Below are 15818 nucleotides of genomic sequence, written 5' to 3'. Positions count from 1 at the left end.
CTTGGATCTGTTATTTGTGGTGTTGGATTAACTATTAAAACTAAGTCCACAAACGTCGCACAGTCCGTAGCTATTGTAGTGCTTTCTACGCGTACATATATAACCTGTGTATTGGCTACAATATTATTATATGGACTAACTAATGGGTTTACGTTATTGGTTGCATCACTTGAGGTTTCGTGATAAGTAACGGTTAATCCTGGTGCTCCTCCTGTAATTTCGGCTGTTGCATCACTTAATGTGAATATTCCAAATCCATCACTATCTGGATCACAATACTCTAAAGCTGTTGGTGTAAAAGCAATTGGTGCTTGTACTACGTCTAACTGTAACGTCGTGGTTGTAAAACATCCTGTAGTCACATCTTCTACTCTTACATAAACTATTTGTGGATTAGCGATGTTTGTATAGGGTATAGCTAATGGGTTACTCTCTGTTTCAGCATCTAATTGGGTTAAATAATAACTTACCGCATAGTCTGGGTTACCTCCACTAATCTCATTGTTTTTAAGACTTAAATCTATACTTGTAAATCCGTCTGGTGTACCATCATCACAAACTTCTAGTGGTGTTGGTGTTACTGCTGTAGGCTCTGGAAAAGATGTAACAGACTGGTTAGTAGTTGTTGGACAAGGTCCATTAGTAGTATAGTCAACACTATATGTTGTATTTGGATTACCTCCAGAGATTAAACCTGTAGCCGAATCTAACATAGCACTATCACCTACTGCAGGCGGTGTATTAAATACAAATGTTCCACCTGCCAAACCATCAATTGTTGCAATAGCACCATCACATGTAGGCAAATAACTAAATGAGGAATCATCAGCTGTTAATACATTTAATACTTGTGTACTTGAATTAACACAAGCTCCAGCTGTAGTATATAATATTGTATAACTTGCTCCTGGAGTAGCCAAGGTAACTGTTCCTGTAGCTGCATCAATTACTGCTGTATCTGTTACAGGAGTATCAAAAGCAAATGTTCCACCTGGAGTAGCTACAAAATCAACAGTTCCACCATTACAATCTGCAATTAATGTAAATGCAGGATCGTCTTGGTTTAAAACTGTAATATTTTGGAAACTATTATCTGGACAAGGTCCAGATGTAGTATACTCTACTGTGTAGGTTACACCTGAAACTCCATTAGTTACTTCACCTGTTACTGGATCGATAGACGCGCCATCTGTAACAGCAGGATTAAATGTAAATGTTCCTCCTAAGTCTCCAATAATAGTAGCAGTACCACCATCACAATTTTCAAAGACAGAAAATGTTGCATCTTCTGTTGGATAAACAGTAACATCTTGAGTAGAGCTAGCAGAACAAACTCCTCCTGTAGTGTATTCTACTGTATAAGTTGTTCCCGGAACACCATTAGTAATAGTTCCCGTTGCTGGGTCTATAGTTTCAGTCCCAGTTGGCACTGGGTTGAAAGCAAAAGTTCCTCCTGTTGTCGCTATTGTATCTACCACTGCTCCATCACAAGTTGGCAACATTGTAAACGATGGATCATCTGTTGACAACATTGTTAATGATTGTTCTGAAGACGATGGACAAGCTCCTGCTGTTAGATATTGAATTGTATAATTAGTACCTTCAACACCATTAGTAACTTCCCCTGTAACTGGATCGATTACTGCTCCATCTGCTAAATCTGGATTAAATGAAAACGTTCCACCTGCTGTACTTACTGAAGTGACTGTACCACCATCACAAGTAGGGTCGATAGTAAAAGAAGAATCGTCTACAGCATTAACAATCAAGTTAAAAACTGGTAAAGGCGAAGCTATATAACAAGTATCGTCCCCAATTACTTGTACTCTAACATATATTGGTTGAGGATTAACTGTATTTGTATAGTCGCTAACTAAAGCTGTACTTGCTAAACCAGCATCTGCATCTGCAAATGACAGATAATAAGTAACAACAAAATTAGCAGGTGATTGTGTCCCTAATATAGCTAGATTTTGACTTTCTAAATCAAAAGGTTCAAAACCATCATTTGAAGCATCATCACAAACCTCCATATCTGGAGCTGGATTTATAGTTGGTTGTGTTGTAATGTTTAGTGTAAAAGATTCTACTTCATAACATCCTGAACTCAAATACTCAACTCTTACATATATAGTCTGAGGAACTCCTAACACTGCAGACGAGGTGTAATTAGTTGGTGTTGCTATAGCAGCTGTATCTCCATCCGCATCTGCTAAAGTTTCGTGATAAGTAATAACTAGATCTCCAGGAATAGCTGAAGGACCAGAAATAGCTGGATCATTTTCTGTTAAATCAAAAATATATGGTGGTGCTCCTGGATTACATAAAAATAAATCATTAGGTAAACCATTGTCAATTTCTGGTAAAACATCAATACACACTACTTCTGTATATTCACAACCAAAGTCATCTGTTGTTCTATAAGTATAACAATGCGTTCCAGCTGTTGTTGGCTGAACAGTAATATCATTACCTGATGTGCTTATAATTGATGGATCTGCATCCCAAGCTTCAGTTACTGTTACTGGAGTAAATGATAATTCAGGAGGTTGTAAAGCTGGGTCAAATTCAATTCCCCAAGAAAATATATAACCATTATCAACATTTAAATTATCAATAATTTGAATACACCAATCTCCATTTAATGGACTCCCTAATAAGGTATTTAAAGAGCCTTCAGGAAGATAAGTTCCTGGTGCGTATGATGCTCCTGGAGGATTAGATCCTGCTGTAATTGTAGGAGCGTTTTCCAAAATAACTGTCCCACTTGCAGAAAAACAATAATCTGCTCCAACACCTGGTGTTGTAGAGTTATCATCATTAGCACCTCCAAGATAAGTACCACCTCCACCTGGATATTCTTTTAAAACAGCTATTTGTCCTGTTGGACTAATAATATTAATATCTAAATCTCCTGCAAAAGAGTGTTCCATATTTACACATATAGAAACAATTTGATTTATATCTGTTAAGGTCTGACCTGAATCATAACAATCTACAGTAACACATGTCTGATAAACAGCTCCTCCACCATCTGGTAAAAAAGTTGTGCCACTAATAGGTGGTGTACAATCATTAATAAATTCGGTCGGAGTTACAACTCCATTTAATGTTGTCGAGTCTCCAAAACAAATCACACTATCTACAGCTTGTGTACCTGTAAAATCAGGTTCTGTTCCGACTTGAATAACTTGATTGATTAAATTTGTATTAGAACAACCTGCAGGATCTGGATCTGTGTTTGTATCTGTTACATTTAAATTAACAATGTAAACTCCTGGTGTTGCGTATGAAAAGGTTGCATTTTCACCACTAATAAAGTTACCATCACCTAAATCCCATTCATAAGTAGCTCCTGTACCATCATTTGAAAAAGTTGCACTTCCGTTTAAAGTAATATTTTCACCTGGACATACCCAAATATAACCATCTCCATTTGGAGCTGGCGATGCACTATCAATTTGAGATACAATAGTCTGACAAGGCTCATAACAAGAAACTGTTGCTGCCCAACCGGAAGTATTTGCACTTCCATCTGAGGTAAACTCAATGGTTAAACATCCTGTTGGGTTAGTTGGAGTTGCAGAGAACATTCCAGGATTTGCTGCTGCTCCACCTCCAGAAAAGGTTCCAAAAGCGTTTGCAGTAACATCATCTCCATCATATACCGTTAATTCATCCGCTCCTAATTGCGTACTAAAAGCAGTAAAATCTAATTGTACTTGTTGTCCGGGAGAATCTGGACAAATCGTTAAAATAAAATTTTCTCCATCTGCATAATTTGCAGAAGGTCCTCCTGAATCATAAAAAACGCCACCACATTGACTGACTGTCGTTGTTTGCATCAAAATATCCTGAGAAAAGGATATAAACGAATTTAAAAATAATAGTGCTAGTAAAAATTTTTTCATTGGTATGTGTTTAAAATACAACGTTAAAAAAAAACGTAAATATTATTTTTTAAAGGTTTGAGGTTTTATAATAATAAAGTAATTGGTTCCGTCTATCTTATATATTATTGAGCCCATTCTATAAAACTCTAAATTATATTTTAAAGGATTAAAGGTTGCTTTATTATAAGAAGCGTCTCTTTTTAAATTTTTATTGTAGATATCAAATAATTCTATTTCTGACAATAATGTGTACTTATCATCATCCTTTAGATTTGTAATTTCTTTAATTACAATTCTGTTTCTTAAAAGGTGTTTTAAGTTTTTAACTTTTTGTGGCTTACTTAAAACATATGCCTCCAATTTATCTTGATACACTTCTGTAAGCATTGACAACTCTTGAGCTGTAAATGGTGCATCTACATTTTTACCAAATTTAACTAATTGCGTATTTTGTTTTTTTTGAGTTTGAGCAGTTCCGTTTTGTGTAAACATCACAAATCCAAATAAAAGGGCTAAGAAGATTCTAAGAGTCATTGTTTTTAGGATAAAATTAAGTGGGAAAATTAAGAAAATTTTAATAAAGTAAATGTTAATATAGGCATCTAATTCAGTTTTTTTTGATTTATAATAGTATAACAGTCATAATTAATAAAACCCTACCCTAATTCAAATTTATTTATTGTTTATCTTTGCAAACTATTTTAAACACCATTTACAGACTTTATTTAAATGAAGATTGATAACAATATAGATAATACAGATGCTATTGGAGATAACCATATTAGCACTAATCACGATACGCCTTTAAGAGCTGATGCTTTTGAATTATCAGATACCGATAAAATTAATAGCATTAAAAAAGACGTTACTAATATTATGCAAACATTAGGTTTAGACCTTACAGATGACAGTTTAAAAGGCACTCCTAATCGTGTTGCAAAAATGTTTGTCAACGAAATCTTTGGAGGCTTAAATCCAGACAAAAAGCCAAAAGCTTCAACTTTTGACAATAAATACCAATATGGCGAAATGCTTGTAGAAAAAAACATTACGGTTTATTCTACCTGTGAGCATCACTTACTACCAATAGTTGGACGTGCACACGTAGCATACATTTCTAATGGAACCGTAGTTGGCCTATCTAAAATGAACCGTATTGTTGATTATTATGCAAAACGTCCACAAGTACAAGAGCGTTTAACAATACAGATTGTAAAAGAATTACAAAAAGCTTTAGGTACAGAGGATGTTGCTTGTGTTATAGATGCTAAGCACCTATGTGTAAACTCTAGAGGAATTAGAGATATCGAAAGCAGTACAGTAACTTCAGAATTTGGAGGACAGTTTAAAAAGAAAGCAACAAGACGCGAATTTTTGGATTACATCAATTTAGAAACAAAATTTTAGAACAACAGTAATGGAACTTTACAAACAACAACACATAAAAATATATAATTCGCTTTCTGGCGAAAAGGACAATTTTAAGCCTATTAACGATGGTTATGTTGGTATGTACGTTTGTGGTCCTACTGTTTATAGCAATGTACATTTAGGTAATGTCAGAACGTTTATGTCCTTTGACGTTATTTTTAGATATTTAAAACACTTAGGTTACAAAGTACGCTACGTTAGAAACATTACCGATGCTGGACATTTAGAAAACGATGCAGATGTAGGAGAAGATAGAATTGCAAAAAAAGCAAGACTAGAAGAGATTGAGCCAATGGAAGTCGTACAACGTTACACAGTAGATTTTCATAATATATTAAACACATTCAATTTTCTTCCTCCAAGTATAGAGCCTACAGCAACAGGACATATTATAGAGCAAATAGAACTTATAAAAACCATTATAGACAATGGTTTTGGTTACGAGGTTAATGGATCTGTATATTTTGACGTTCATAAATATAACAAAACCAACAATTACGGAATTTTAAGTAAACGTAAACTAGAGGATTTAATCCATAACACCAGAGAATTAGAAGGACAATCTGACAAGAAAAATCCTCAAGATTTTGCACTATGGAAAAAAGCCGAACCTACTCATATTATGCGTTGGCCCTCTCCTTGGAGTGACGGATTTCCTGGATGGCATTTAGAGTGTACAGCAATGAGCACCAAATATTTAGGAGAACACTTTGATATACATGGTGGTGGAATGGATTTAAAATTTCCACATCACGAATGTGAGATTGCACAAAACCAAGCTGCCAAAGGAAAAACACCTGTTAACTATTGGATGCATGCCAATATGCTAATCATGAATGGTAAAAAAATGGCAAAATCCACTGGTAATTTCATACTACCAACCGAGATTTTTACAGGAGATAACAAAAACATTACCAAAGCTTTTACACCAAGTGTTGCTAGATTTTTTATGTTGCAAGCACATTACAGAAGCATTTTAGACTTTACAAACGATGGCTTACTAGCTAGCGAGAAAGGCTATAACAGATTAATGGAAGCAATAGGTCAATTACAGGATTTAAAAACATCAGAGACCTCTACATTAGACATTCAAGCATGGATACAAAAATGTTACGATGCCATGAATGATGATTTTAATACACCTATCCTAATTGCTAATTTATTTGAAGGTGTTAAATACATCAATCAAATTAAAGAAGGAAGCGAAACTATTTCTTTAAAAGATTTAGAAAATTTCAAAAATACCATCAACGCGTTTGTTTATGATATTTTAGGATTAAAAAACGACAAAACAAATGCTGCAAACGGAACAGATAAATTATCAGGAGCAGTACAATTATTAATAAAACTACGTCAAGAAGCCAGAATTAATAAAGATTTTGCTTTATCTGACCAAATCAGAGACGAGCTAGCAGAAGCTGGTATACAACTTAATGATGGTAAAGAAGGTACAACCTTTTCTACTAATTAAAATTAATTAAGTCCTCTCCATTAGAGAGGACTTTTTTATTATGAAAAAGATACTAATCGCTCCATTTTTATTTTTAATAAAGGTTTATCAAACCTTTATATCACCATTTACACCTGCCACTTGCAGGTACCAACCAACCTGCTCACATTACACCAAAGAAGCCCTACTAAAACACGGTTTATTAAAAGGTCTTAAACTAAGCATAAAACGTATTTTTAGTTGTCATCCTTGGGGAGGAAGCGGTTATGATCCAGTACCATAATTACATTTTTTTTAATTTGGGCGTTTTAACAGGCTGTCCGTTATATCTTTTTTAAGAAAAATAAAAAAGGATGCCACTTCCATCCTTAACGCACTTGCGCCAAGAATTAGCATAAACATTAATTTATTGCTAAACCTTTGTCAAGTAATTCTAATAAATAAAGCATAAATACTATATTTACACTTACAAAAATTAAACTATGTACTTACTTAAATTCGATTGGAATCCTTTAACAGGAATCGATATTATAGGAAATTTTAAAATACACTTTTACAGCGTCATGTGGATTGCAGCATTTGTAATTGGACACGCTATAATGAAACGTATTTTTAAACGCGAAAAAATAAATATAGAATTTTTAGATCCTTTATTTATATACACCGTTTTAGCCACAATGCTTGGTGCACGATTAGGACACGTAATTTTTTACCAACCAGAATTAATTGCTCAAGATCCTTTAAGTGTTATTTTACCATTTAGGTTTTCTGGCGGATTTGAGTTTACAGGATTTCAAGGATTAGCTAGTCATGGTGCAGCAATAGGAATAATTATAGGTATGATTTTGTATCGTAAAAAATACAATTACAAATCATTAATGTGGATATTAGATCGTATAGTAATACCTGTAGCATCTGGAGCAGTATTTATTAGAATAGGTAACTTTATAAATTCTGAAATTATTGGTAAAATAACAGACTCTGATTTGGGTGTTAGATTTGTGCAAGAGTATTATAATAAGTATGAGATTGTACAAAAAACAGGAATTAAAGACGTAAAAAAAGCCTACGCATCTATAACGGATAACCCAAATATGGCACCACTTTTAGAAGCCATACCTTATAGACATGCTGCACAACTTTACGAGTCGTTTTGCTACATTTTTGTGTTTTTAATTTTATGGTTTGTATACACTAAAACGACTAAAAAAGATCAAACTGGATTTTTATTCGGATTGTTTTTAATACTACTTTGGAGTGTTAGATTTTTTGTTGAATTTGTTAAAGAGCCACAAGGAGAAGAATTTATTAATTGGTTTGGTCTTAACACTGGACAGTGGTTAAGCATTCCTTTTATATTAATTGGACTATATTTTATGTTTTTATTTAAGCCAAAAACGACTATTAAATAATGAAAAATTTAAAAAACTACACTACTCTATTTTTAAGCTTATTGCTTGTTTTAAGTATTACTTCTTGTAAAGAAGATAAAGCCATTACACCTGTTAAGGTAGACTTTAAAAAAGAAGGTGAGTTAACTCTTTTTAAAGGTACAACAGACACTATAATTAAAGTATTTAATATAGAAATTGCAAAGACAGATTACGAAATCCAAACTGGGTTAATGTATCGTGATAGCATGAAAGATGACCAAGGAATGTTATTTGTTTTTAATGACGTGCAAATGCGATCGTTTTACATGAAAAACACACGTATTCCATTAGATCTTATCTTTTTTGATCATAACAAACGTATTGTTAGTTTTCAGGAAAACGCCAAGCCTATGGACGAAAACAGCTTACCGTCTAATACTCCTGCTCAATTTGTTTTAGAGGTTAATGCAGGAACTGCACAAAAGCTATTACTGGATGTTGGTGATAAAATGGATTACTTTGAATATTTATTAGAAAAATAAAATACCAACGCTATATTTAATTTAAAAGCTAATTGTAACTATTTGCAATTAGCTTTTTTTTTATGTCCTAAATTAGTTAAAAGCTGCCCTATAACACTAGTGTTACAATAAACCCACTTATCAACTTTACTGTAATCTATTATAGCTTGTCCTTTTTATAACAATACAATAAGACTTAGTTAATTATTAAATAGTACCATTTATTTATTGCGTTGTTTTAAGGTTGAGTTTGCGTTAAGGATTGATGTGGAAATCCTTTTTGTGAGGCACGAGCAAAAAGATTGTAACGGAAAGCCTGACACATTTTTGCTATTAAAAAGCAAAAGTGTGTAACGCCCAAAAAAAATCATATGGATTGATTTAAATAGATTGCTTCGCTATACTGCAATTCTGTAAAACAAAAAAGCCTTTCTAAATTAATAGAAAGGCTTTTTTTTTATTAGATATAGTGTTTGACTACTTAACTACTGTTTCGTCAATTACTTCTTCTTTCTTTTTTAATGCGTCTGCTGCATTTCCTTTTTTAACAAAATCAAACATGATTGGTGTTGCGATAAATAAAGATGAGTATGTACCTACTACTACACCTACAATTAAGGCAAACATAAATCCTCTGATTGACTCTCCACCAAAGATAAAGATTGCTAATAACACCACTAATGTTGTTAAAGACGTATTTAATGTACGACTTAAAGTACTGCTTAATGAGCTATCAATTACTTTGTCAAATGGCCAGTTTGTGTGCTCGTTAAAAAACTCACGAATTCTGTCAAATACTACAACCGTATCATTTAACGAGTATCCAATTACTGTTAGGATTGCTGCAATAAATGCTTGGTCGATTTCCATTGAAAATGGCATAAACTTGTATGTTAAAGAGAATACTCCTAATACGATGATAACATCATGGAATACTGCTGCTACTGCACCAAGTGAGAATTGCCATCTCTTGAAACGGAATAAGATATATAAGAACACAACTACTAATGACCCTAAGACAGCCCAGAATGATGCTTGCTTAATATCGTCTGCAATAGATGGACTTACTTTATATTGATCCATAATACCTACTTGCTTGTTTGCTTTGGATAGGTCTTTAAAATCTTCAAACGATACACCTTTTAAATAAGGTTGTAATGCATCATACATTTTAACTCTTACTTCTTCGTCAATTTCGTTTGCAGTTTCGTTAATTTTATATTTAGTAGATATTTTTAAGTTGTTATCGTCTCCAACAGTTTTTACTGTTGCACTTCCAAAGACATCTTGAGAGGCTAAAAGTCCTTCAATCTCCACTGCGCTTACAGGCTCTGCAAATCTAACTTGCGTTGTACGTCCACCAACAAAATCAATACCTTGATCTAACCCGTTTGTAAATAAAGACCCTAAACTTACTACTAATGCTACTGCAGAAATGATGTAAGCCACTTTACGTTTTTTAAGAAACTCTATATTAATGTTTCTAAATAAGTTTTTAGTTAATCCAGTTGAGAAGTCTAATTTACCACCTTTGTTAGCGTACCAATCTACTAATAATCTTGTAATAAAGATTGCAGTAAATAATGATGTACCAATACCAATTAATAATGTTGTTGCAAATCCTTTAATTGGTCCTGTACCAAAAATAAATAAGATTAAAGCTGTTAAACCAGTGGTGATGTTAGCATCTAAAATTGATGATAATGCATTACTAAATCCATCTTGGATAGCTGATTTTTGATCTTTACCTTTAGATAACTCTTCCCTTATACGTTCAAAGATAAGTACGTTTGCATCCACAGACATACCAATTGTTAAAACAATACCTGCAATACCAGGAAGTGTTAATACTGCGCCAATACCAGATAATACACCAAAGATTAATAAGATGTTAAATAACATAGCGATGTCTGCAAATAATCCAGCCTTACCATAATAAAATGCCATCCAAACTAACACTAAAGCTAAAGCAATACCAAATGACATTGTACCACTATCAATAGCTTCTTGTCCTAAAGATGGTCCAACAATACTACTTTGAATAATCTCTGCACGAGCTGGTAATTTACCTGCACGTAATACGTTTGCTAAATCCGTCGCCTCACTTAATTTAAAGCTTCCTGAAATCTCTGTACTACCACCTGCAATTGGTCCTGAAGACGATGTTGGTGCAGAATATACTGTGTTATCTAAAACAACTGCAATTTGGCTTTGTGTTTTAAAAGCCTCACCAGTCATTTTTTCCCAGATTTTTGCTCCTTTACTATTCATTTGCATGCTAACTACAACCTTGTTTGCTTGGTTGTAAGATTGACGTGCATCTGTAACTACTGCTCCATTTAATGGTGGCTCGTTATCTCTGTTTCCTTTTAAAACAAATAAGTCTACTACTTCACTATCTTCTGCTGGTTTACCAAATAAAAATTTAGTATACTTTAATTCAGATGGTAATAATGCCATTACTTCTGGCATTGATAAGTAACTTAATACTTTGTCTTTATCTTCAATATTAAATTGTGCTAAAGTTGCTCCAAAACCAGGACCTACAATAAGGTCTAATAATGGGTTAACTTCATTTACTGTTTCGTTTTCTTCACCTGTAAGCGCAGCAATTGCTTTCTCTTCATCAGTCATTTCAGTTTCTGCTGCAGGTGTTTCGCTATCTGTAGTTTTAGTTTCTAGCTTAGCTTTTAACAAGTCATTAGCCTGAACTAAAAATTGATTAAACTGCTCTGCTTTTAAACCTTCCCAAAACTCTAATTGAGCTGTAGTAGTAATTAACTCTGTAGCACGTGCTACATCTTTAACACCTGGTAATTCTAATAATACACGTCCTGAGTTACCTAAACGTTGGATATTTGGAGAAGTTACACCAAACTCATCAATACGCTTACGTAATACTTCAAAAGCAGAAACGATTGACTCGTCTACTTTAGTAGCTAATACAGCTTTTGCATCACTGTCTGACATGTTTAAATCAATTTCTCCTACTAAAGATCTGTTTGCAAAAATATCTGGAGAGGCTAATTTTTTGTCTCCTTTGATTGCATCAAATGCAGTGAAAAAATCATCTAGATAGGTATTTTGACTATCTTTTTGCATTTCGTCAGCATCATCTAATGCTTTTCTGAATGTAGGATCTTTACTATCGTTAGATAATCCCATTAATAAATCTCTAACAGAGATTTGAAGTATCGCTTCTAAACCTCCTTTAAGGTCAAGACCTAACTTCATTGCATTTTGCTTAACATCTGCATAAGTGTTTCCTAAAAAAACATTTTCTTTAGATGTTTCTAACGAGTCTAAATACTTAGTAGCAAACTCGCTTACTTGGTTTTTACGGTCATCTGCTGAAGCGTCAATTTTGCTTTCAGCTACTTGTGCTGCATTGTTTTCAATCGCATTATTTTTAAATGTGAAAGACAATTGGTAAATACTTACCAATCCAAACAATACTGCAAATAGTTTTACTAATCCTTTATTTTGCATGGTTTTGTTTATTTAATCAAATTTTTAGTCGCGCAAATATATAGTTTACACGAAGATTTGACAATTATTTTTAATGGTTTAAAATGAATTGTTTAACGCCTAAATAGCAAGTACTATACAGCGAAAAATGTTTTGATATAAAAGATTAAGCTTTTGGTCCTGCTCTACCTTCAGGAATATTGAAACTTCCTTTATCTATACTAATAGAGTTAGTAGTATTTACTTTATGAGTTACATTTGCAGGTAATGTTAATTGTATTATGCTTTCTGTAATTGCAGAAAATGATAATACAATCTGAGATACTCTGGTATATTCTTGTTTTGCTTCAACAATAAACTTACCATCAAATCCAACACCTGACTCTGTGGCTGGTTTAATTTCAAAAACATCTACGTTATAACTGCTATCTAAAGGATTATCATTTTGGGTTCCTTTAGTGTTATTAAAGATTAGTTTTTCGTTTAATAAAATTGATTTTACCTCAGCTATTGCTATATCACTATAATAGCTAATTTTTAAGATTCCGTTTTGCTCAAAAACTTGCGTGTTTTTTACACCTATGTTTTGAAGCTGAGCTTTTATAGCTTGTATTGCTTTTTCTGTTTGAGAAACAGTTGCTTGATTATCGGAAAATTGAAATACTATTTCTTGATTAGGTACAGTGATTTGTTGTTGACTAACAACAAAAAATGTAAGTGCAGTAATTACAATGCCAAAGTACCATTTAGACTTCATGCGTCAAATATAAAAAATAAGACTTTATTTGTATAGTCTTTAAGTAATTAAATAAGTGTTTAGAGCAAAAAAAAGAGTGCCTATAAAAAGGCACTCTTTTAAATATCTAATAAAATGTAAATTTTACATTCCTTCCATTAACTCGTATCCTTCTGGAGGCGTCATAGAAAACTTTTCGTCTGCAACAGTTTCTTTTTTAACTTCTGTTACTTCGTAAGTCATTGACATATCCATACCAGCTTGATTTACATTAATATTCATTAATAACGGAAACCCTTTAAAATCTTCTCCAAACTCAACTGTTTGTTGGTTTGCAGCAACAATAGCTTCTGTAGTATAAACATCCATTTTCATGTCTACACCATCTTGATTCATTACCACGTTGTACTCTTGACACTCATAACCTAAAATAGTCTTAGTCTCGTCACCTTTAGTAATTTTTACACCAGAATTATCAGGAGAATCTGCTATATCTGTTAACGAATACATTTTACCCATCATTGGGTTGTTAAGTAAAGTTAACATCTTTTTTTCTTGAGTATCAATAATAGATACCGTTTCTCCAGACATTGGATTGTTTGTCTCAGATCTTGTTTTGTCTGCTTTAAAATAAGTCACAATAGCAATATCTCCAATCATAGCAAACTGCTCGTTCATTTGCTCGTTGCTACTTGACATTGTCATTTTAGAAGACACTACACCTTCTGTAATCTGCTCTTGCGCAACCATAGATAAACTAAAAGTTGCCACTAATAAGAATACTAATTTTTTCATTTTGTAAAATTTGTTAAGGTTAATTGATTTTTTGTTGTTTTGACTTATTATAGGCAATTACCTTGCCATAACAAATTTTACAACTGGTATAGAAAATTAAAGTTCTAACAATCCATTGGTTGCAGATACTCCTTTTGCACTTTCCTGCATGTGAGCTTTTTCTGCCTCACTAAGGTTTATCTCTACAATTTTTTCGATTCCATTACGACCTAAAATTACTGGAACCCCAATACATAAGTCTTTTAATCCGTATTCACCATCTAATAAAACAGAACAAGGGAACATTTTTTTCTGGTCACACGCAATTGCTTGAACCAATCCACTTACAGCTGCTCCTGGTGCATACCAAGCAGAAGTACCTAATAATTTAGTTAATGTTGCTCCACCTACTTTAGTATCTTCTTTTACTTGATCTAATCTTTCTTCAGATAAAAACTCAGATACTTTAACACTGTTTCTAGTTGCGTGTGCAGTTAATGGTACCATCCCTTTATCAGAGTGCCCACCAATTACCATACCGTCAACATCACTAATAGGTGCTCCTAAAGCCTCTGCTAATCTATATTTAAAACGTGCAGAATCTAAAGCTCCACCCATTCCGATGATTCTATTTTTTGGTAAACCTGTAGTTTTGTGAACTAAATAAGTCATTGTATCCATTGGATTACTAACAACTATAATTATTGTATCTGGCGAGTTTTTTATTAAACTAGCTGATACTGTTTTAACAATTCCTGCATTAATCCCAATTAACTCTTCACGAGTCATCCCTGGTTTTCTTGGAATACCTGAAGTAATAACACAAATATCACTTCCTGCTGTTTGACTATAATCATTAGTCACACCTGTTATTTTTGTATCAAAACCGTTTAAAGATGCTGTTTGCATTAAATCCATTGCTTTACCTTCTGCAAAACCTTCTTTAATGTCTAATAAAACAACTTCTGACGCAAAGTTTTTAATGGCAATATATTCTGCACAACTTGCTCCAACTGCTCCTGCTCCAACTACTGTTACTTTCATATGTATTTTGTATTTAAAAAATTAATTGTGTTTGTTTTAAGTTTTACAAAATTAACATTTTAAAATTACTTTTTATTAAGAAAATAATAATTCTAGAACATGAAATTAATTCCTAGAGATGCTGTGTCAAAATCCGCTAATGTGTAAGAAGCATTTATGCCAAAAAAACCAGCCTTAACATTTGCGCCAAGCGTTGCTGTTACTCCGTTTGCCTTAGAATCTACCGAAAAAGGATCAACAATTTCTTCTGAAAATAAAATACCATCAGACACTCTGTAAGTACCTAACAAATCTGTTTCTGAGGTTGCACTTAAGTAACCAACTGCACCATAAAAATTTAAAACCTTAAAATTTGTACCTGCTATTAACTGAAACAATAAACTGTTAACATTGGTTTGTACTTGTTGATTTTCGCCATCCACTACTTCGGTATTTGTAAAATCATAATTTGCATCTAAATGTGTGTAGGACACTAAACCTGATATGGCTAAAGGAAAATTACTATCCTCTGGTAACCATGTGGTAAATTCTTGCTGTACACCAATACCATATAATCCTATTTTAACGTCTTCAGTTTCTACTTTTGGAAAAAAACGTCCTTTGATTTGTGTGCCTTCAAACAAAGTAAAGCTACCTTGTAAAAAAGCAGTTGGAATTAAATTTACATTTGATGAACCAATTCCGGTTGGTAAAGTTAATTCTACTTCTTGATTACCAAATATTGGATCTTGATACGTAACTAAAACAGTAACCTCTGGGTCATTGTGGCCTAATGCTGTAGCTACATTTTTTGAAGGACTATTGTCCGGAAATCTAATGTTTTCATAATCTGAAACATTTAAATTAAAACTTTTATTTTCATCTTTAATGAAAGAAGTATTACCAATAATAGACAGTTCAAAGCCATACTTTTTTGGTGTTTTTGCATTATTAAACCAGCCTGAGCTTATCCCATAAGCCAAACCATTTGTTGCTGGCAATAAGTAGCCTTCAGAGAATCTTTTTGCATCATTAACACCTGCTGCTAATAAATCGTTTAAGTTTTGCTGAGCAAAATTGCTTTGAGAAAAAAATATAAAACTTATTAGTATGACTAATTTTTTCATTTTAAAAATATTTTTGTTTACT

Annotated in this window: 12 protein-coding genes; 5 read left to right on the top strand and 7 right to left on the bottom strand. The window is 33.1% G+C overall.

All coding sequences use genetic code 11. The features are described 5' to 3' along the window. Together M890_RS16495 and M890_RS0112880 are read right to left on the bottom strand one after the other, a co-directional pair. On the bottom strand, window positions 1-3911 hold a 3911-nt coding region (locus M890_RS16495), incomplete at its 3' end, for an FIDD domain-containing protein (protein WP_051437531.1). A 42-nt stretch (window positions 3912-3953) separates the two neighbouring features. After that, window positions 3954-4427, bottom strand: a complete 474-nt coding sequence (locus tag M890_RS0112880) for a hypothetical protein (RefSeq protein ID WP_143404051.1) — start codon at window positions 4425-4427, stop codon at window positions 3954-3956. Window positions 4428-4622: 195 nt separating this feature from the next. Here M890_RS0112880 and folE point away from each other — a divergent pair, with 195 nt between their 5' ends. From folE to M890_RS0112855, 5 genes are all read left to right on the top strand, one after another. Next, window positions 4623-5300 carry a GTP cyclohydrolase I FolE gene (folE, locus tag M890_RS0112875; RefSeq protein ID WP_028283931.1) on the top strand — a complete coding sequence of 226 codons (678 nt, stop codon included), beginning with the start codon at window positions 4623-4625 and terminating at the stop codon, window positions 5298-5300. A gap of 10 nt (window positions 5301-5310) precedes the next feature. Then, complete coding sequence (gene cysS / locus M890_RS0112870) at window positions 5311-6795, top strand: cysteine--tRNA ligase (protein WP_028283930.1); 1485 nt, start codon at window positions 5311-5313, stop codon at window positions 6793-6795. A gap of 40 nt (window positions 6796-6835) precedes the next feature. Continuing rightward, the gene (gene yidD, locus M890_RS0112865) at window positions 6836-7057 is read left to right on the top strand and encodes a membrane protein insertion efficiency factor YidD (RefSeq protein WP_028283929.1); all 222 of its coding nucleotides are present in this window, start codon (window positions 6836-6838) and stop codon (window positions 7055-7057) included. A gap of 199 nt (window positions 7058-7256) precedes the next feature. Beyond that, a complete protein-coding gene (lgt, locus tag M890_RS0112860; RefSeq protein ID WP_028283928.1) occupies window positions 7257-8186 on the top strand; it encodes a prolipoprotein diacylglyceryl transferase in 930 nt (309 codons plus the stop codon). After that, window positions 8186-8689, top strand: a complete 504-nt coding sequence (locus tag M890_RS0112855; RefSeq protein WP_028283927.1) for a DUF192 domain-containing protein — start codon at window positions 8186-8188, stop codon at window positions 8687-8689. Before lgt ends, M890_RS0112855 begins: the two co-directional genes overlap by 1 nt. 456 nt (window positions 8690-9145) lie before the next feature. Here M890_RS0112855 and secDF read toward each other — a convergent pair whose 3' ends face one another. From secDF to M890_RS0112830, 5 genes are all read right to left on the bottom strand, one after another. Further along, window positions 9146-12157 (bottom strand): protein translocase subunit SecDF, encoded by a 3012-nt coding sequence (gene secDF / locus M890_RS0112850; protein ID WP_028283926.1) that lies wholly within the window; start codon window positions 12155-12157, stop codon window positions 9146-9148. A 145-nt stretch (window positions 12158-12302) separates the two neighbouring features. Further along, window positions 12303-12893: a hypothetical protein gene (locus tag M890_RS0112845; RefSeq protein ID WP_028283925.1), complete on the bottom strand. Its 591-nt coding sequence runs from the start codon at window positions 12891-12893 to the stop codon at window positions 12303-12305. A 123-nt stretch (window positions 12894-13016) separates the two neighbouring features. Further along, window positions 13017-13667, bottom strand: coding sequence for a hypothetical protein (locus M890_RS0112840; RefSeq protein WP_028283924.1), 651 nt, complete (start codon window positions 13665-13667; stop codon window positions 13017-13019). A gap of 96 nt (window positions 13668-13763) precedes the next feature. Further along, window positions 13764-14690 carry a malate dehydrogenase gene (gene mdh, locus M890_RS0112835; RefSeq protein WP_028283923.1) on the bottom strand — a complete coding sequence of 309 codons (927 nt, stop codon included), beginning with the start codon at window positions 14688-14690 and terminating at the stop codon, window positions 13764-13766. Window positions 14691-14782: 92 nt separating this feature from the next. Further along, complete coding sequence (locus tag M890_RS0112830; protein WP_028283922.1) at window positions 14783-15796, bottom strand: DUF6588 family protein; 1014 nt, start codon at window positions 15794-15796, stop codon at window positions 14783-14785. Between the last annotated feature and the right edge of the window lie 22 nt (window positions 15797-15818).

The organism is Olleya marilimosa CAM030 (assembly GCF_000518485.1).
Classification (GTDB): Bacteria; Bacteroidota; Bacteroidia; order Flavobacteriales; family Flavobacteriaceae; genus Olleya; species Olleya marilimosa.
The sequence above is the reverse complement of the archived record's forward strand: the minus strand, read 5'-3'. Positions and strand labels throughout refer to the sequence as shown.

What these genes read in the sequence shown, in the direction of transcription:
- M890_RS0112880 (WP_143404051.1), bottom strand. Translation starts at nt 4,427, where the DNA reads ATGACTCTTAGAATCTTCTTAGCCCTTTTATTTGGATTTGTGATGTTT.
- folE (WP_028283931.1), top strand. Translation starts at nt 4,623, where the DNA reads ATGAAGATTGATAACAATATAGATAATACAGATGCTATTGGAGATAAC.
- cysS (WP_028283930.1), top strand. Translation starts at nt 5,311, where the DNA reads ATGGAACTTTACAAACAACAACACATAAAAATATATAATTCGCTTTCT.
- yidD (WP_028283929.1), top strand. Translation starts at nt 6,836, where the DNA reads ATGAAAAAGATACTAATCGCTCCATTTTTATTTTTAATAAAGGTTTAT.
- lgt (WP_028283928.1), top strand. Translation starts at nt 7,257, where the DNA reads ATGTACTTACTTAAATTCGATTGGAATCCTTTAACAGGAATCGATATT.
- M890_RS0112855 (WP_028283927.1), top strand. Translation starts at nt 8,186, where the DNA reads ATGAAAAATTTAAAAAACTACACTACTCTATTTTTAAGCTTATTGCTT.
- secDF (WP_028283926.1), bottom strand. Translation starts at nt 12,157, where the DNA reads ATGCAAAATAAAGGATTAGTAAAACTATTTGCAGTATTGTTTGGATTG.
- M890_RS0112845 (WP_028283925.1), bottom strand. Translation starts at nt 12,893, where the DNA reads ATGAAGTCTAAATGGTACTTTGGCATTGTAATTACTGCACTTACATTT.
- M890_RS0112840 (WP_028283924.1), bottom strand. Translation starts at nt 13,667, where the DNA reads ATGAAAAAATTAGTATTCTTATTAGTGGCAACTTTTAGTTTATCTATG.
- mdh (WP_028283923.1), bottom strand. Translation starts at nt 14,690, where the DNA reads ATGAAAGTAACAGTAGTTGGAGCAGGAGCAGTTGGAGCAAGTTGTGCA.
- M890_RS0112830 (WP_028283922.1), bottom strand. Translation starts at nt 15,796, where the DNA reads ATGAAAAAATTAGTCATACTAATAAGTTTTATATTTTTTTCTCAAAGC.